The following is a 15,749-nucleotide window of genomic DNA, read 5'->3' on the forward strand; positions in this document are numbered from 1 at the left end:
CCTGGGGTGCTCAGGCGGGCAGGCCGCTAAAGGGTCGCGATCACTAGGGTTTTAGCGGGGTAGCCCCAGCTCACCTGCACGTAGCCCAGCCTGGAAGCGGGAGCCGGCCTCGAGTTGGGCCATCAGCTCGGCCACACGCCGCCGGTAGGTGCGCAGTGAGACGCCGAGCCGTTTGGCTGCCGATTCGTCGGTAAGGCCCGAAGCGAGGGCTTTGAGGATCATGCGGCCGTCGGCATCGAGGTGCGGGACGTCGCTGCGCAGATAGGTTTCGAGATCGACGGCGGCGTCCCAGATCGCCCGGAACAGCGAGTGAACGCCGTCGACCAGGATCTGTGACGTCGTCACGGTGTACTCGCGGCCGGTGGGGGTCTCCTGGCCGGCAAGGATCATCACCCGCCGGTCGATGAGGATGGTCTCGTGCGGCAGCGGCGAACGGCTAATCCGAACGAGAGCCCCCTTACTCCGCACCAGCCGCAGGTGCGCGCGGGCCTCCTCGTCGGCGAGTGCCACCGGGCTGAGCAGCTTCCGAGGGGTGAAGTCAGCGGGATCCGCCGCGCGCATCCGATTCCGGGCCGCCCTGGCCCCCGGTTGCGACCAGGTTTGGAGATCTCGGGCGGCGCAGAGGAACTCGGTCTGCGCGGACTCGAAGAGATGACCTGCGCGTGCGATCAACTCTGCGTCTCCCCGCACTGAAAGCACTTCTTCGTTCCGCATCCCGCCAGCCTGGCATCAAGCTGCCACGAGCTCGCTGGGAGTCGTGCTGGCGGACACCATGAGCGTCATGACGATCAAGACTTTCTCCCTCGGCGGAGAGCTGACGATCAACCGGCTCGGCTTCGGCGCGATGCGCCTGGCGATGGGCACCTTCGCCGGTCGTGCGCGAGATCCCGAGACGGGCATCGCGGTGCTCCGCCGGGCCGTGGAGCTGGGCGTGAACCACATCGACACGGCCGGTTTCTACGGCAGGGACGCGGTGTGGGCCAACGAGCTGATCCGTAGGGCATTGGCCCCTTACCGTGACGACCTGGTGATCGCGACGAAAGTGGGGCCGTTGCCCGGGCCGAACGGTGTGCCGAGCGGGCAGGCGACGGCTGATCAGCTGCGCGGCCTAGTCGAGGCGGATCTGCGCTGTCTGGGTCTCAACCGGCTCGACCTGGTCTATCTGCGGGTCGGCGGGATGACCGGGCCGGGTGGCGAGTCGATCGCCGAACGGTTCGCGGTCCTGGCTGAGCTCCGCAGGGAGGGGCTGATCCGACACCTTGGCGTCAGTAACGTCGACGGCGCCCAGCTCGCCGAGGCCCGGGTGATCGCGCCCGTCGCGGCGGTGCAGAACAGGCACACCGGTGACAGGGGGCTGCTGGCGGAAAGCGAGGAAGCGGGCATCGCGTACGTGCCGTACTTCCCGCTCGGCGGCGGAGTCGGCAGCGGCCCGCTCGACGCCGAACGGCTCGGCAAGGTCGCAGCACGTCTGGGCGCGACCACAGCGCAGGTCGCGATCGCCTCGCTGCTGGCGACCTCGCCGACGGTGCTGGCGATTCCGGGTACGGGTTGTCTCGAACACCTGGAGGGGAACCTCGCGGCGAACGATCTCAGTCTCAGTGACGAGGACCTGTCTGACCTGCGAGGCTAACTGGTCGACTCCGGAAGTCAGCTTGCCTGCCATGCCCGTTGGCGCCGCCCGCCCGATATCCCCGACTGCCACCGAGCGGCACCGGTTGAAGAAGGCAGCCTGGGGCCACAAGGCCGAGTACCGGCTTCGAGTGCGCGCGCAGATCGTGCTGCACGCGGCCCGCGGGCTGCCGAACGCGCGGATCGCCGAGCGGGTCGGCGTGCACGTGGACACCGTGCGCACCTGGCGGAGCCGTTTCGCCGAGCTGGGCATGCCGGGCCTGGCCGACCGCAAGCGCACCGGACGCGCGCCCTCCTTCACCCCGCTACAGGCCACCCAGGTCAAGGCCCTCGCCCGCCAAACTGCCCGCCCGACCGGCACGCCGCTGTCCCGCTGGACCACCCCCGAACTGGCCCGGGAGGCCGTCAAGCGCGGCATCGCGCCCTTCCTGTCGGCCTCCACCGTGCGCCGCTGGCTCGCGCGGGATGCCCTCAAGCCCTGGCAACCCGCTCCTGGATCTTCATCACCGACCCCCACTTCCGCGCCAAGGCCGCGCGCGTCCTGGATCTATACGCCCGCACCTGGAACGGCGAGCCGCTCGGCGCGGACGAATTCGTCGTCAGCGCCGACGAGAAGACCTCGATCCAGGCCCGTTGTCGCTGCCACCCCACCCTCGTCCCCGGCAAGGCCCGCGCGATGCGCGTGAACCACACCTACGGCCGCGGTGGCGCACTGGCTTATCTGGCCGCCTACGACGTCCACCACGCGAAGGTGTTCGGCCGCACCGAGCCCCGCACAGGCATCGACCCGTTCATGGCTCTGGTCGCCCAGGTCATGAGCCAGGAGCCGTACGCCAGCGCCAAGCGCGTGTTCTGGATCGTCGACAACGGCTCCTCCCACCGCGGCAAGAAGGACGCCGACCGGTTGGCTGCCACCTTCCCCAACTCGGTGCTGGTCCATACTCCGGTGCACGCCTCCTGGTTGAACCAGGTGGAGATCTTCTTCTCCGTCGTGCAGCGCAAGGTCGTTTCGCCCAACGACTTCACCGGCCTGAGCCAGGTCCGGGACCGGCTCCGAGCCTTCGAAGACCGCTACGACGCCACGGCACAGCCGTTCCAGTGGAAGTTCACTGCCTCCGACCTGGACGAACTGCTGGCCAGCTCGACCAGCACACCGTCGACCACCCGGAAGAAGCCTCCGTCGGACTGGCAGCTTGACCAACCGCCGAAGGACTTCCGGAGCCGACCACTAAGTCGACGATGTGCAGTTCGGTGTCGGGGCGGCAGATCGGGCAGGCGGGTACCCGGTCGGTGGTGAGGAGGCGGCGGGCGCCGTCGTGGCTGACCGGCTGCGTTCGGTGGCCGGTCATGCCGCAGTCGCCGACGTGCACGGCCAGGGGGTGTCCCGTGGTGCGGTTGAGTTCGAGGATCCAGTCCGGTGTCGGCGGGCGGCGCGCCCGGCCGCGTTCCTCTTCAGCCTGCCGCTCCTGCACGTGAGCGATCTTGCGGTCGATGCGGTCCAGCCATAGGGCGTGCCAGATCCGCAGCGTCTGGAGCCGCTCCAGGTCGTCCGGAAGATCCCGTGCGTGATCGAACATATTTTTGATTCTAGGCCCATGATCACGCCTTTCGCACTCGCGTGTTCGATTATTTGTTCGATAGCGTGGTGAGGGAGGTGAGCGCGGATGAGCTTGGAGTGGACCGGGCGCGGGCCGGGTGTGGTGATGCATGTGCGCTGCCCGCAGCGGCTGCCGGAAGAGCTGTACCGGCAGGTCCTGGAGCAGATGGGAGAGCTGTCGCCGGTGGTGCAGGCCCTGCCGCCCACCGCGGCGCTGGCGGACCTGCGCGGCGCACTGCGCTATCACGGCGCGACCGCCTCCCACCTGGGGGAGATGCTGCGGCTGCGGACGGTCTCCCGTTTCGGTGCCGACGTGCGCGTAGGCATCGGCCCGACCAGAAGCCGACAGGTTTGCGGATTCCTGAAGGCCTCAGACCGCGAACTGGCTGGCCACTTGAGGTCGAGACGACGGTCGTGCAGCCGGTTGAGGCAGCAGGGGCTTACGGCCTGCGCTCGGGAGAGCCGCGTTCCAGTGCCCGCGCGTGCTCGGGCTCGTGCTTGACCGTGATGATCTGTTCCTCCGGGTCGTCGGTGACGATCAGGAACACCTTGTCTGCGGCCTTGTACACGTCGGGTCCGGAGGTGAAGGGGCGGCCGTGGCTGACGTGGGGGAGGGCGAGGGCCGCCTTGCGGGCCGCGTCCTGGAGGCGGTCACCGGCCGTGCTCAGTGGGCCGCCCGGGTGCTGGTGCCGTAGGTGTGCGGGTCGACGGGCTGCTCGGCCTTGGGCAGGTGGGAGACGACGAGGAGGTAGGAGTCGGTGACGAGTTCCCTCACAAGGTCGTTGTCGACGCCTGTCCCGCCCTCCAGCGTGATCCAGTGCCTCTTGTTCATGTGGTAGCCGGGGGTGATCTGGCTGTTGTGTTCACGGAGAGCCTGGGCCTCGTCGGGGTCTGCCTTGAGGATCACGACGGGGCGCCCGGGGACCTCGGTCATCAGCATGAACACCTTTCCGCGCACCTTGAAGACCTCCCAGTCCGGGCCGAAGGGATGCTCCAGCTGGGCTGCGGGAAGTTCCTCCGCGCACTCGGCGGCGAACGTCTGCAGGGTCGATCCGTTCATGAGTGTCTCCGTTCTCGGGTCCAGGCGGGGTAGGCCCGAGGCGTCCTGGTCAGGCCGCGGGGCGGCGAGGGGCGGGACGCGGGCCTGTCACCGGTGCTGTGCGGTGCGCAGCTCGTCGGTGAACTGGGCGAGGACGTCCTCGGCCGTGGGGACAGGGCCGAACAGCTGCTCCTGGCGGCGGGGGTCGGCGACGTAGCGTCCGGTGTCGAACCAGCCGAACATCGCGGCCATGTCCTTGACCACCGGATTGAAGCGGCCGACGACGACTCCTGCGGCGCGGACAACGACGGAGGGGACGGCCCACACCTTGATCTTCTTTCCGACCCGGTGGCCCATCGCGTCGGCCATCTCGCGCATGCTGACCGGACGGTCCCAGCCGATGTCGATCCGCTCACCGGCCTCCGCCTCGGCGTCGACCGCGGCCGCCAGGTAGGCCGCGAGATCGGAGGTGCGGACGAAGGTCAGCGGGACGGTGGCCTTGGACATCCAGATCAGGCGGCCCTTGTCGAGCGGGTTGCCCGCCATGGTCGCGACCTGGTCGAGGAAGGCCCCCGGGCGCAGGGCGACGAACGGGACGCCGAGCTGTTCGAGCTTGTCCTCGGCGAGCTTCTTGTGCCAGAAGTGCGGGACTTGGGGTGTCTGGTCGCTGGTGAGGATGCTGGTCAGGACGAACCGCCGGATGCCGGTGCGGTGGGCGGCCTCGGCGAGGTTGGCGTTGCCGATGGTGTCGATGTCGTTGGCGTTCTTGCCGCCGCGGGTGTAGCCGGCGGCGGTGGTGATGACGGCGTCGGCGCCGTTCATGGCGGCGACGAGCGAGCCGATGTCGAGCATGTCGCCGCGGGCGATCTGAACGCCCCGGCTTTCGAGCCGGCTGGCGTCGGTGGTCGGCCTCACCAGGGCGCGGACGTTCTTGCCGCGTGCAAGGAGTTCGTCGACGACCTTGCTCCCCAGGGAGCCGGTCGCCCCGACGACGAGGACAGGGAGGGCGGTTGAGTCGGTGGCAGGCATGGGAGTCTCACTTTCCATCAGGCTGGTGGGCGGTGGCTGCAGGCATAGGGGCCTGCGTGCCGGGCGGGGCCAGGGGAGGCGGGCCGTGGTGGCGCATCCGTAGCGCACCTCGCCGCCACGTGCCGCGTCCGGAACAGCCGGTGCGGGGTGGGTGACATGGCCTGTCTGGCGGTGGTCGCGCCGCATGCGGGACGGTGTGCACCCCAGTCCGCGTGCCCCTTTTTCATGTGTGGTGTGGCGTAGGCGGGTATGGGGTCCACACCGGGGAGTCAGGTGGACTCTTCCTCGGGCAGCGCGCGGTTGCTGATCGCCTCGGTGATGGCGTAGGCGGTCTCGACGAAGGACTCCGCCTGCTGCTCCGACACATTCCGGGCGGTGGTCTCCTCCAGGGCCTGCCACAGGGCCGTGATGGGCTCGCGCATCGCCCGGCCCTTGTCGGTGAGGTGGACCACCATGACGCGCCGGTCATGTGCGGCCGGCTCGCGGATGACCAGGCCGGCGTCCTGCATGCGACGCAGCGCCTTGGAGATGGTGGAGTGGTCCACGCCGAGGCATTCGAGCAGCTCGGACTGGGACTGGCCGTCCCGGTCAAAAAGGTGCATCAGCACCAGTTCCTGTCCGAGGTGCAGGTCCATCTCGCGCAGCAGGGCGGCGGCGTAGGCGCGGTGGGCGCGGGCGAGTTGGAAGATCGCGTAGCTCATCGGTCCTGCGTCAGCCGTCGTGGGGATGCGGGGTTCGGAGGTGGGCATGGTTCGGTTCCTCAGCCAGTGTGGGTGGGGTAGGCGGTGCAGTCGGCCGCTCCGCCGCCTTGGAGGCCGTGGGCGGGCGTGCTCAGCCGACGGTCAGGAGGCGCTTGCCCCTCTACGTGCCCGGCGTCGCTGGCCGGCTGGGCCGTGGCCGCTCGGTCGAGCGGGTAGGTGCTGACGGTGGTGACGAGCTGCCGGCTATGGGAGCTTGCGACTCAAGCTGCCCACTGTGCGGGGAGTCGGACGATCGCCTGGCTGCACGGCTTGCGCCGGCTGCGGATCCGCTGGGAACGACGCGACGACATCCACGAAGCCTTCCTCGGCTTCGCCGCCTGCCTCATCACTCACGCCGCGTCCAACCGCCCAGCTCCGTGAGACGGCTTTGTCAGGACTTCTTGAGCCAGCGTTGCAGCGCCTCGGGCACGTTCGTCGGATGTGAGCTGAAGCTCAACCGGATGTCGGGCTGGAGGTCGATGAGCACGTTGACGATCCGTTCGAACAGGACGGTGTACTCCGGGACGTTCTTGATGCCGCCGCCGATGAGCACCACCCCGAACGAGCGCCCGTCGAACAGTCGGCGCAGCTCGGCCTCAGCCTCGTCGGGGTCCAGGCTGACGTAGCCCTCCTCGCCGTCGATGCCTGTGGCCCGGAGCGCAGCCCAGTTGCGCTTCCTCATGGCGACCAGCTCTTCGAGCGTCGCAACCCCCGGCGGGAAATCGTCCGGCGAAAGCGCATCAGGGGTGATGCCGAGGGTCAGCACGCGTTGATTGATCGGAGGCTTCACTTGAGAGTTCTCGTGGGACATGGGGTCGCTCCTCCAAGGCAATATGGCCCCCTCTGACGGCGCACCCATGGGGTCTCATCAGGTCTGCGGGGGAAGTTCTAGAGAAAGTGTGGCTAGCCACATGAGTAACGTAGCAGCAATCGTGTGGCTAGCCAAGTATTCGCAGACTCGGGGCGGAGGTGGCCGCCTCGGCTCGCTTCGGGGTGCGTCGACCACTTTCATGGCCGACCAGGTGAACGAACGCGGCGACGCCAGGGTGTGCCGCAACGTCCCAGGTTGGAGCGCCCAAGCACCTCACATCCCTACAGCTCGTGCTGCTCAGGACATGATCGGGTCGCTCTGGCTGCGGTGCGGGTGCGCGGCGTGGATGTACTTCATGGCGGTGCGGGGAGAGAGACCGAAGAGGCGGATGAGGTGGAGGGGGTCGTCGGTGTGCTGGGCCTCGTTGAGGATGCGGTCCACACGCAGGCGGCCGGCCTGGTGGCCGTGGGCGCGCAGGGTCTTGTTGATCGCCTCGATCGACACCGGGGGCCGGGTGTCGTCGGTGGCGGTATGGGCGGTGACCAGCAGGTAGGGGCTGGTAGTGGCGGGCCAGCGTCGGTGGCGTTCGGCCAGCCACTGCCGTGCCAGGCGGTAGGTGAGTTCGTCCAGGTAGACGGTGTGGACGGGCTTGCCGGTGCGCCGCACGCGGAGGGTGGCGCGGCTCTGGTCGAGGTCGTCCAGCAGCAGATGGCGCTGGTCGTGGGTGCTCAGGGCATGCACGGCGGCGAGCACGAAGCTGAGCCGGTCGCGGGGGTTGGGGAGACGGTCGAGAGTTCCGCGTAGCATGTCGTCGGCCAGCGGTCGCGGCAGCACGACGGCGGTGGTCACGGAGATGGCGCGGGCCGGGTCGCGGAAGATGAGTTTCTCCCGTTTGAGGGCGCGGAACAGTGAGCGCAGGGCGGTGGCCCGGGACTTGGCGGCTTCTCCCTGGACCGGTTCGAGGGCCTGCTCGATGTGAGTACGGGTGACGGCCCGCAGATCGGTGACGCCGTCCTCGTACCAGGTGCGCAGCGGGGGCGCGGCCAGACGCAGGTAGGAGCAGACGGTCGACGGGGCGAGCGGCCAGCTTGGGCGTTGGGCCGTGCCGCACAGGACGTCGATCCACCGGTTGAGCGGGCCGCGGAACGGGGCGGGGGCGGTGTCGGCGAGGTGCCGGGCCCGGGCCAGAGCCGCATCCGAGCGCCGGTCGGGGGCGAGGCGTCCGCTCACGCGCAGGTAGTTGATGACGCAGGCGCCGTGGAAGTGCTTGCGGCGGGCGATCAGCCGCACGTCCTCCTGCGGCAGCGGGGCGTCGGCTCCGAGGTGGGCGAGCAGGACGCGCAGGGCGCGGATGCTCCCGCTCATGCGGCCGGTGTCCCAGCCGCGGCTCTTGATGTGGGTGAGGAACCCGTTCAGCAGGATCCGGGCGGCCGGGGTCAGGGCCGGTAGGTGTCGTTCGTGTCCACTCGCGCGGCAGGTGGAAGAGCTCCAGTTGGCCAGGCAGCGCGAGGTGTTCGGAAACAGGGCGGGCGGCCCGCGAGGCACGGATGGTTTCACGGCGCTTGCGCTGGAGACGGCGGCGCCCGTAGAGGCCGCCTTCCCTGCTGTGCGGAGCAAGAGGCCCGCCGAACCAGAGCTGGTCGCCGCCCTCCAGACGGATGCCGTCGAGGTCGTAGTCGGTCTCCGCGACGGTGAGTACGCAGCGCCGGCAGTGGTCGTCGCGCAACGGCAGCAGTCGGTCGCACCGGTGGCACGGGGCCATCTGGCGGTCGGCGCCCCAGTCCAGACAGGGCGCGCACCGCTGGTCCCGCTCGTTCGCCCAGGCCGGGCACTCGCGACAGCTGCCCAGGCCGGCGGACATCCAGGAGGGCACCAGCCGCGGCCGTGGCGGCGCGAGCAGCCCGGCCCGCTTCAGGGCCTCGTGCAGGGTCGGCGCCATCTGCGGGAGAACCGCGAGCGTCTCGGGGTGCACCAGGCGCTCATCCGGGGGCCGGGCGGCCAGCGCGAGCCGGGCGCCCTCCTCGGTGTGGAAGTGCCAGGTCTGCCCGACGCGGCGTTCGGCGGCCATCTCCTTCAGCACCGCCTGGACTTCGGGGAAGTCGGGGATTGCCCGGCCGCCGATGCGCTTGCCGTGGGCGCGGGTGAAGGTCCTGGGCCAGGGCGCGAACAGCCCGAGCTGGCCGGGGACTTCCTCCACGCACACCATGGGGTCGTCAAGGGCCGGTGGTACCCGGCCGCGGTCCCACGGCGCGAGTTTCTGCCGCGGGCCGGTGGCGGCGCGGTGGCGCAGCGGGTTGCTGTTCAGCGCCAGCCCCTCGATGCGCACGGCCAGTTGCAGCGGCCGTCCGGCGGGCAGGGCACGCCGTTCGAACTCGGCATGCATCCACGCCGGGTCCTGACCGAGCCGGACCGCGATCCGGCATCCTCGGCAGGTGCTGTCCGCGCCGACGATCCCCGGCCAGCCGCACCGGCGGCAGACGGCCTCCCGCAGCCCTCCCTTAGCCCTCTCGTAGCGGCCGCTGCGGCACTCGTAGCACAGGCCGGATCCCGTGATGGTGCCCCAGGTCGCGCACAGGTTGCACGAGCCAGGACTGTTCACCAGCGCCACCCTGCTCAGTTCGGCGGCAGGCGACGGACGGCGCCCTTGCCGCCGCTCTGCTTCGGCACCGGCCGCCCGCCGCTGCCGGCACCCGGGCTCTGGCCGACCGCCCGCTGCCCCTCCTGCTCCCCGGATTCGCTGCCGGCGAGCGGCTCGGCCTCCATCAGATCGGCGACCGTGCACTTCAGCGCGGCGCAGATCATGTCGAGATCGTCCAGCCTCACGGTCACCGGCCGGGCCGACCACAACGCGCACACCTTGCTCAGCGACGGGGTGAACCCGACCGCCTCGAACGCGGTCTTCAGGTCGCTGGGCCGCCAGATGTCCTGCCTGGCCGCCACCCAGCGCAGATTCCACTTCACGCCCTCACGTCTCCCCGCTCAGCCGGCGCACCGCGCGCCGGGACGACTCCAGACTGGCCCGCTCCGGGTCCCCCTTCGCGCTCGCCAGATAACCGACCGTCGTGGTCGGCCAGGTATGCCCCAGCAGCACTTGAATGTCCCAAAGCGGCATCCCCGACTCGTAGTTGTGCGTCGCGCAGGCGTGCCGCAGCAGATGCGGGAACAGCACTGTCACCGTGCCCTTCAGATGGGCGAGTGACGCGGCGCGCAGCGACCGGCGGAAGGTGTCGGCGCAGACCGGCGGCGCGACCGCTACCTCGGCACCCAGCGCGGCCGGCAGCCGTTCGGAAGGAAACAGCGGAGCGTACGGATCCAGCGCATCTTCCGGGAACAGGCCCCGGACCTCCTCGATGTACCACCACAGCAGTTCGCGGCCCTCCGCGAACATGAACGCCTCGCGCTCCCGCGGGCCCGACCCGCGTGCGCCCTTGCCCTTGACGAGGAAGCGGCCCCAATGGCCATTGTTCCAGTGCAGGTCGCCCAGCCTCACCAGACACAACTCGGTTGCCCGCACTCCGGAGATGCAAGCGGTCTTGGCCATCACGTAGTTGCGGACCGCGACCGGATACTTGCGCGCCGAGCCCAGTTCCTGGCGCCACGCGGCAAAGAACGCCGTCATCTCTGCGCGCGAGGGCGGGATCCGCAGCCCGAAGTCCCCGCGGTGCCGGGGCCGGTTGAACGCATCGACCGGTGACTCCACCACCGCCCCGAACCGCCGCCGGATCTCCCCGGCATACCGCTGTTCGAGGAACGCGAAGTACAGGTCGATGCCGGTGATCTTCTTGCGGACCGTGGTGTGACCGCGCTTGCCCGCCCCGGCGAAGTACTGATCCAGCTGCCGCGGTGACAGCTCCCAAGGCAGGACGTCGTAGAAGGTGCACACCTCGATCACCGGCCGCACCAGGCGGTTGAGCGTCGTCGGCGCCAGCCCCGCCACATCCCGCGCCCAGCAGTACTCCGCGAGCGTGTCCTGGTAGAGCGCCTGCTCTGCCTCCCGTGACGACGGGTGAACACCGCGGCGCTGAAGGGTCAGGACATCGGCCAGGCCTTCCTCCTGCCCGGGAGGCTGGCCTGGCGAGCCGCGCCCGCTGATCAGCGAGAAGCGGCGAGTATCGGAATCCGCCACGGACATGCAAATTACGCAAGCAGCTCCCGGAATCTGCGAGTTACTGGCAGAATTTCACCCTTTCGAGTGGACGTCACTCCCGATTCGCCAACCAGCATGAACAGGTCGAACGCCCGGTAGCCGGAGGCGGTCGAACCCGTCGGTACTCCAGTCTCACCGTCGCGGCCACGGCCTCCGCGCAGGTTCCCCACCCGGGCGGCGTCCTGGCCATCGAGCCGGCCGACGTCGCCGACTGGCTCGCCCTGCTCCTGGTGGAGGACCTGCATGGCATCGGTCCCCGCCACGCCGGCACCCTCGGCGCTATGGCGTCGACCGCGTCGGTGTGCTCGCCGCGCTCCCGCCGGCGACGGTCCAGCGGTTGCTCGGGGGAAGGCCGGCCGTACGGCCGTCGATCCGACGGCCCTCGCGATCGGAGCCCGCACCTGGCCTACCGCAATTCCACACCCCGGCCACTTTCGGGTAGCGGCACTCTTAGGTCCAAACCGTGGTCGGGGGCATCCGCATGACGGCCGTGACGTCTCCAGCCGTGTGGCTACTGGTAGCCGCTGACCAGCAGGGGGCGTCAGACGCTGCCGCGCCACTACACCGCTGTGCGGGACATGACCGAACGAGGGCCACGTTCGCAGTCCCTCAGTCGATACAGAACTCGTTGCCCTCGATGTCTTGCATCGGGATGCACGAATCATTGCCGTCATACAGCGTTCGCACATGTACCGCCCCGAGCGGGACCAGTCGTGCGCACTCGGCCTCAAGTGCGGCCAGGCGCTCTTTACCCACGAGTCCGGTGCCGACCCGCACGTCAAGATGCAGCCGGTTCTTGGCGGCCTTCCCTTCGGGGACGCGCTGAAAGTACAGTCGCGGGCCCACGCCTGAAGGGTCAATGCAGGCAAACCATGCGTCCTGCTGCTCAGGTGGCTGCGAGCGCTTGAAATCGTCCCAAGTGGCAAACCCGTCCGGTGGCGGCGGTACGACGTACCCCAACACCTCGCACCAGAAACGAGCGAGGCGCTCAGGTTCTGCGCAGTCGAAGGTGACTTGGAACTTCTTGATCGACATCATCTGGCCACCGTATTGGCGTGTGCTGCCAAACGAAACCCAAGGGTGTCATCGCGCGCAGGCCAAGCGTCTTGCGTCAGTCGTATTCCTGAAGGAGCGGCTTACCGGCCGCCACAGCCGCTTGCCGTCTTCGCTTTGTCCGCCCTCCGGGCGGCTCATGTCCCCTGTGATGGTGAAGCGGTGGGGAGTTCGTCTCGGGCGTCGCGGTCCGCCGCGTGTCCATGCTTCCTTCGGAGAGGTAGCGGCGGGCGAAGGCGGTCCATTCGTCGTGCATCTCGCTGAGCACGGCGGTCGTTAGCCGCAGGAGTGCGTCGGGGTTCGGGAAGACCTGCACCACGTCGATGCGTCGCACGGATACCAGCCGATACGCTTCTTCACCCTACGAGTGCAGCTTTTTTGACGACGAACAGGACTCTAGACAAGTCCCATCGTCCCAGGTCAGAGGCACTCCTCAGCTTCTTGAACACGCTTCGGACAGGCTCGTTCGTGAAAGCGTAGGGTAAGTAGAAGACAGGAAGGGGTGGACGGCGAGCCGGACTTCGCCTGTTGGCAGTGGTAGTTCGGCCGGGACGACCCTGCCCCGTCGAGGGCGCCGTCGGAATTCACTGATCAGCGCACATGAGCGCGGGTTTCCGCGGCAGATCCCACGCTCACGTTGATCGTTTCCCAGCCCGCTGTGACCCATCGGTGGATGGTCACGAGAACGGGAACGCTTGAGGCTGGTGTCGCTCCGAGATCCAGGTGGTCAGCAGATCTGTCTTCATCGGTGCAACTCGGTCAATTCCCTGTGCGAGTCCGCCCGTTGTGAACGGATCGTCGTTGCGGAGGGCCGGTGCCCGAGGTGACAATGCGTGGAGGTGCCGGGTGGTCATCCCGGCGAAGTGTTGGAGGCGCTGCTCGTGAACACCGCATCGCGGTGCGCCTCGCTGTGCGCGCCAGACGCTGACCACTTCGCTTCGCCCACCGGCTGACTTGCTTCGTTCGCGGTGGGCGCTTCCCCTCATGGGAGACCACCGCAGTGCCCGAAGACTTCTTGACGGGTGATCGCCGTCCTCTGACAACGGTTCTTGCCGCCAACCTCGTTTCGATCACTGGGAATTGCCTCACGTACATGGGCGTGCCGTGGTTCGTGCTGCAGAGCACGGGCAGTGCCGCCAAGGCCGGGATCGTCGCGTTCTGCACACTGCTGCCCGTGGTGCTCGCTGCGCTCGTCGGCGGTCCGGTCATCGACCGGATCGGGCGACGCCGGGTAAGTGTCGCCTCGGATCTCGCCTGCGGAGTCGCGGTTGCGGCGATCCCGCTGCTGCAGTTCGCCGGCATCCTGCACTTCTGGATGCTGTGCGTGCTGATGGCGGTGACAGGGCTGTGCCGTTCACCGGGTGAAACGGCCCGCGGCGTGCTGTTGCCCACGCTCGCCCAACGCGCCGGAATGCCGCTGACCAGGGCTGCCGGGTTGTACGACGGTGCGGCACGCTGTGCGGCGCTGACTGGATCGGCTCTCGGAGGTGTGCTGATCGCCGTACTCGGAGCCGAGAACGTCCTGTTGGTGGATGCCGCGACCTTCGCTGTGGCCGCGCCACTGTTCGCGTTCGGGGTGCGCGGTCTGTCCGAGGCACAGCCCCAGCGACAGGTCGAGCCGGCGTCGTTGCGTGCCTACCGCCGTGAACTCGCGGAAGGCTATCGCTTCCTGGCGGCCACGCCGCTGCTGCTGGACCTGTGCCTGCTGACGCTGGTCACCAGGGGCCTCGACCAGGGATGGAGCACCGTGCTCCTCCCCGTGCCTGCCCGTAAGGAGCTTGGTGGTTCCATCGATCTCGGTCTGCTGAACGCGGCGTTCGGGGTCTGTGCACTCACGGGGGCGCTGGTCTACGGGGCAGTGGGCGGCCGCTTTCGGCGGTGGCCCGTGTTCACGATCGCGTTTCTCATCGTGGGCCTGCCGCGCTTCGTGGTGGCCGCCTTCACCGACACCTTCGCGCCGCTGGCTGTGATCATGGCGGTTGAGGGTCTCGCCTGCGGTGTGCTCAACCCCATCGTGGCCACAGTGACGTATGAGACGGTGCCGGAGGAACTGCGCAGCCGCGTGCTGAGTGCGACAACAGCCTCGGTTCAGTTGGTCACTCCGCTGGGGGGGGGACTGGCTGCGGGCTTCCTCGTGGATTCGGTCCAACTGCCCTCCACGCTGCTGATGGTTGGAGGTGTGTATCTGCTCGCCACGCTGTGCCCAGTGATCTTCCCGGCCTGGAGAAAGATGGACAGTACCGGTTCTCCCCACGACAGGACGGAGGGTTCTCGCTGCCGCAGGGTTCGGGGGCGAAACGGGTGTACCGGTAGTTCGTTTCCCTGAAGCGCCTACTCCTGCTGCGCACGGTGGGCGATCCAGTTCAGTGGGCGAAGGTGACCGTGATGGGGACATCGGGGCAGCGGGCGAGCATCTCGGACAGGGCGGCTTCCTCACTCGGAGCGACGGACAGCCGGCAGCGGGTTTTGTCGGCCACCCAGTCGGTGACGTACTGAACGAACACCAAGGGGTAGTTCAACGCCGCAAGAACCACCCGGAACCCTCGGGTCCCGGCTCTATCCAAACCGCGGCGAGTGACTCCGCGTTTCCCTCCGCGTCAATATGATCTCTCGCTAACGCAAGCGTGATCACTCAGCGCGCGAAGCGAACTAGATAGTTGCCAATCTATTCATTCCGCTACAACGGACCATGGACGAGCGCTATCGTCCAACTCTCGCAATACGCATGAGGGGGACGAGTCGCCATGAGCGGTGGTTCTAGTGATGCGAACGGGAACTCGGGTGCGAACGGCACGCCAGTTCCGTGGTGGAGAAAGCCCACGGTCGTAGCAATAGCTTCGGGAGCGGTCGTAACTGCCATCGGGGGCTGGCTGCAACAAGGGGGCGTCAGTGCGATCTCATCGCTGTTCAGCGATGACGAGTCCAATAAGCCGGTGGTTCACGCCAAGACCAAGGATACCGACATGTGTGGCTACTGGCGTATCCACAAGGACGCCGTGGTTGTGGCGACTGACCTCAAAATGCGACTGGCCGGCCACCCCTCCCATCCGGCATATAGCAAGATCCTGGCTGATGGCCGCAAAGCCACAGGATCCGATCTCCTGACCGGAAGCACGGTTGAAGTCACCGTAGAGGGCACTAACGGCAAAGCCGTGATCTTAACCGGCTTAGACGTCCAGGTGACAAAACGAGAGCCCTTTAACGAAGACGTCATTAGCGTGGGTACCGGCTGTGGTGGCGGAGTAGAGGAGCGCTACTACAGTGTCGACCTGGATGAGCCTACACCTCACTTCAAGCTCAGCGAGACGGATGAGAACGGTCAGCCCATCGCGAAAGCCGTCGACTTCCCCTACAAGGTTTCAGCCAACGACCCCGAGGTGTTCATTCTTTCCGGCGGCGCGCTCAGGGGAGCCATCCATTGGAAAGCTGTTCTTCGCTGGGTAGCCGATGGTAAAGAGGGATCCTCCGAGATCAGCAACGGCGGCAAGCCGTTCCTCTCCTACCCGGTCGATGTGCCGAATTATTGGTTCGACACCAACGGGGACGAGCTGCACCTCTATCCGAGCGGTTAATGGCTGACCCGTTCAACATCGGGTTCGCCTCCCGCACAAGGGCTTGGATGCCCACGGACGGCTGATGCAAGGCCAGTTACGGGGCAACCTTTAGTCAGCCGAGGCACCGCCCGCAAGGTCCGTATCAGCACC

The 15,749-nt window shown here is 67.9% G+C and carries 16 protein-coding genes and 3 pseudogenes; 6 read left to right on the forward strand and 13 right to left on the reverse strand.

Annotation, left to right across the window (positions count from 1 at the left end; all coding sequences use genetic code 11):
- Positions 1-51 precede the first annotated feature (51 nt).
- Positions 52-714 carry a DNA-binding response regulator gene (locus OG303_RS49265; RefSeq protein WP_405876641.1) on the reverse strand — a complete coding sequence of 221 codons (663 nt, stop codon included), beginning with the start codon at positions 712-714 and terminating at the stop codon, positions 52-54.
- Positions 715-781: 67 nt separating this feature from the next.
- Here OG303_RS49265 and OG303_RS49270 point away from each other — a divergent pair, with 67 nt between their 5' ends.
- From OG303_RS49270 to OG303_RS49280, 3 genes are read left to right on the forward strand one after another with little or no spacing between them, the layout of a single operon-like run.
- Positions 782-1,630 (forward strand): oxidoreductase, encoded by an 849-nt coding sequence (locus OG303_RS49270; RefSeq protein WP_405877861.1) that lies wholly within the window; start codon positions 782-784, stop codon positions 1,628-1,630.
- Between the two features lie 31 nt (positions 1,631-1,661).
- Positions 1,662-2,315 carry a helix-turn-helix domain-containing protein gene (locus OG303_RS49275; protein ID WP_405876643.1) on the forward strand — a complete coding sequence of 218 codons (654 nt, stop codon included), beginning with the start codon at positions 1,662-1,664 and terminating at the stop codon, positions 2,313-2,315.
- Positions 2,306-2,926, forward strand: coding sequence for a transposase (locus tag OG303_RS49280; RefSeq protein ID WP_405876645.1), 621 nt, complete (start codon positions 2,306-2,308; stop codon positions 2,924-2,926). The genes OG303_RS49275 and OG303_RS49280 overlap by 10 nt, the downstream gene beginning before the upstream one ends.
- A 4-nt stretch (positions 2,927-2,930) precedes the next feature.
- Here OG303_RS49280 and OG303_RS49285 read toward each other — a convergent pair.
- The 5 genes and pseudogenes from OG303_RS49285 to OG303_RS49305 form a co-directional block, all read right to left on the reverse strand.
- Positions 2,931-3,338: pseudogene (locus tag OG303_RS49285) on the reverse strand (DUF6233 domain-containing protein); the annotation flags it as partial.
- Between the two features lie 328 nt (positions 3,339-3,666).
- Positions 3,667-3,795 (reverse strand): hypothetical protein, encoded by a 129-nt coding sequence (locus tag OG303_RS49290; RefSeq protein WP_405876647.1) that lies wholly within the window; start codon positions 3,793-3,795, stop codon positions 3,667-3,669.
- 95 nt (positions 3,796-3,890) lie between these two features.
- A complete protein-coding gene (locus OG303_RS49295) occupies positions 3,891-4,286 on the reverse strand; it encodes an MmcQ/YjbR family DNA-binding protein (RefSeq protein WP_405876649.1) in 396 nt (131 codons plus the stop codon).
- Positions 4,287-4,373: 87 nt separating this feature from the next.
- Entirely contained in the window at positions 4,374-5,294 is a 921-nt protein-coding gene (locus tag OG303_RS49300; protein ID WP_405876651.1) for an SDR family oxidoreductase, read from the reverse strand.
- 269 nt (positions 5,295-5,563) lie between these two features.
- A complete protein-coding gene (locus OG303_RS49305) occupies positions 5,564-6,043 on the reverse strand; it encodes a MarR family winged helix-turn-helix transcriptional regulator (protein WP_405876653.1) in 480 nt (159 codons plus the stop codon).
- A 237-nt stretch (positions 6,044-6,280) separates the two neighbouring features.
- On the opposite strand from OG303_RS49305, the pseudogene OG303_RS49310 reads away from it, so the two are divergent.
- Positions 6,281-6,415 (forward strand): annotated as a pseudogene (locus OG303_RS49310) (IS5/IS1182 family transposase); the annotation flags it as partial.
- Between the two features lie 10 nt (positions 6,416-6,425).
- On the opposite strand, the gene OG303_RS49315 reads toward OG303_RS49310, so the two are convergent.
- The 6 genes and pseudogenes from OG303_RS49315 to OG303_RS49340 all read right to left on the reverse strand — a co-directional run.
- On the reverse strand, positions 6,426-6,845 hold the full coding sequence (locus OG303_RS49315; protein WP_329252382.1) for a hypothetical protein: 420 nt from the start codon (positions 6,843-6,845) through the stop codon (positions 6,426-6,428).
- A gap of 297 nt (positions 6,846-7,142) precedes the next feature.
- Positions 7,143-8,210 (reverse strand): hypothetical protein, encoded by a 1,068-nt coding sequence (locus OG303_RS49320; protein WP_405876655.1) that lies wholly within the window; start codon positions 8,208-8,210, stop codon positions 7,143-7,145.
- Between the two features lie 1,248 nt (positions 8,211-9,458).
- Entirely contained in the window at positions 9,459-9,806 is a 348-nt protein-coding gene (locus OG303_RS49325; protein WP_405876657.1) for a helix-turn-helix domain-containing protein, read from the reverse strand.
- Between the two features lie 4 nt (positions 9,807-9,810).
- Positions 9,811-10,977 (reverse strand): tyrosine-type recombinase/integrase, encoded by a 1,167-nt coding sequence (locus OG303_RS49330; protein WP_405876659.1) that lies wholly within the window; start codon positions 10,975-10,977, stop codon positions 9,811-9,813.
- Positions 10,978-11,601: 624 nt separating this feature from the next.
- Positions 11,602-12,030, reverse strand: a complete 429-nt coding sequence (locus tag OG303_RS49335) for a VOC family protein (RefSeq protein ID WP_405876661.1) — start codon at positions 12,028-12,030, stop codon at positions 11,602-11,604.
- Positions 12,031-12,103: 73 nt separating this feature from the next.
- A pseudogene (locus tag OG303_RS49340) lies at positions 12,104-12,376 on the reverse strand (transposase); the annotation flags it as partial.
- 669 nt (positions 12,377-13,045) lie between these two features.
- On the opposite strand from OG303_RS49340, the gene OG303_RS49345 reads away from it, so the two are divergent.
- The gene (locus OG303_RS49345) at positions 13,046-14,371 is read left to right on the forward strand and encodes an MFS transporter (RefSeq protein ID WP_405876663.1); all 1,326 of its coding nucleotides are present in this window, start codon (positions 13,046-13,048) and stop codon (positions 14,369-14,371) included.
- Positions 14,372-14,408: 37 nt separating this feature from the next.
- On the opposite strand, the gene OG303_RS49350 is transcribed toward OG303_RS49345, so the two are convergent.
- Entirely contained in the window at positions 14,409-14,549 is a 141-nt protein-coding gene (locus OG303_RS49350) for a hypothetical protein (RefSeq protein WP_405876665.1), read from the reverse strand.
- 240 nt (positions 14,550-14,789) lie between these two features.
- Here OG303_RS49350 and OG303_RS49355 point away from each other — a divergent pair, with 240 nt between their 5' ends.
- Entirely contained in the window at positions 14,790-15,617 is an 828-nt protein-coding gene (locus OG303_RS49355; protein WP_405876667.1) for a hypothetical protein, read from the forward strand.
- Positions 15,618-15,749 lie beyond the last annotated feature (132 nt).

The organism is Streptomyces sp. NBC_00005, from assembly GCF_045160215.1.
In the GTDB taxonomy this organism is placed as follows: Bacteria; Actinomycetota; Actinomycetes; order Streptomycetales; family Streptomycetaceae; genus Streptomyces.

Excerpts from the sequence above, each read along its gene's own strand:
- OG303_RS49275 (WP_405876643.1), top strand. The coding sequence starts at position 1,662 with ATGCCCGTTGGCGCCGCCCGCCCGATATCCCCGACTGCCACCGAGCGG.
- OG303_RS49295 (WP_405876649.1), bottom strand. The coding sequence starts at position 4,286 with ATGAACGGATCGACCCTGCAGACGTTCGCCGCCGAGTGCGCGGAGGAA.
- OG303_RS49355 (WP_405876667.1), top strand. The coding sequence starts at position 14,790 with ATGAGCGGTGGTTCTAGTGATGCGAACGGGAACTCGGGTGCGAACGGC.
- OG303_RS49335 (WP_405876661.1), bottom strand. The coding sequence starts at position 12,030 with ATGATGTCGATCAAGAAGTTCCAAGTCACCTTCGACTGCGCAGAACCT.
- OG303_RS49265 (WP_405876641.1), bottom strand. The coding sequence starts at position 714 with ATGCGGAACGAAGAAGTGCTTTCAGTGCGGGGAGACGCAGAGTTGATC.
- OG303_RS49270 (WP_405877861.1), top strand. The coding sequence starts at position 782 with ATGACGATCAAGACTTTCTCCCTCGGCGGAGAGCTGACGATCAACCGG.
- OG303_RS49315 (WP_329252382.1), bottom strand. The coding sequence starts at position 6,845 with ATGTCCCACGAGAACTCTCAAGTGAAGCCTCCGATCAATCAACGCGTG.
- OG303_RS49300 (WP_405876651.1), bottom strand. The coding sequence starts at position 5,294 with ATGCCTGCCACCGACTCAACCGCCCTCCCTGTCCTCGTCGTCGGGGCG.
- OG303_RS49305 (WP_405876653.1), bottom strand. The coding sequence starts at position 6,043 with ATGCCCACCTCCGAACCCCGCATCCCCACGACGGCTGACGCAGGACCG.
- OG303_RS49280 (WP_405876645.1), top strand. The coding sequence starts at position 2,306 with ATGCGCGTGAACCACACCTACGGCCGCGGTGGCGCACTGGCTTATCTG.
- OG303_RS49320 (WP_405876655.1), bottom strand. The coding sequence starts at position 8,210 with ATGAGCGGGAGCATCCGCGCCCTGCGCGTCCTGCTCGCCCACCTCGGA.
- OG303_RS49330 (WP_405876659.1), bottom strand. The coding sequence starts at position 10,977 with ATGTCCGTGGCGGATTCCGATACTCGCCGCTTCTCGCTGATCAGCGGG.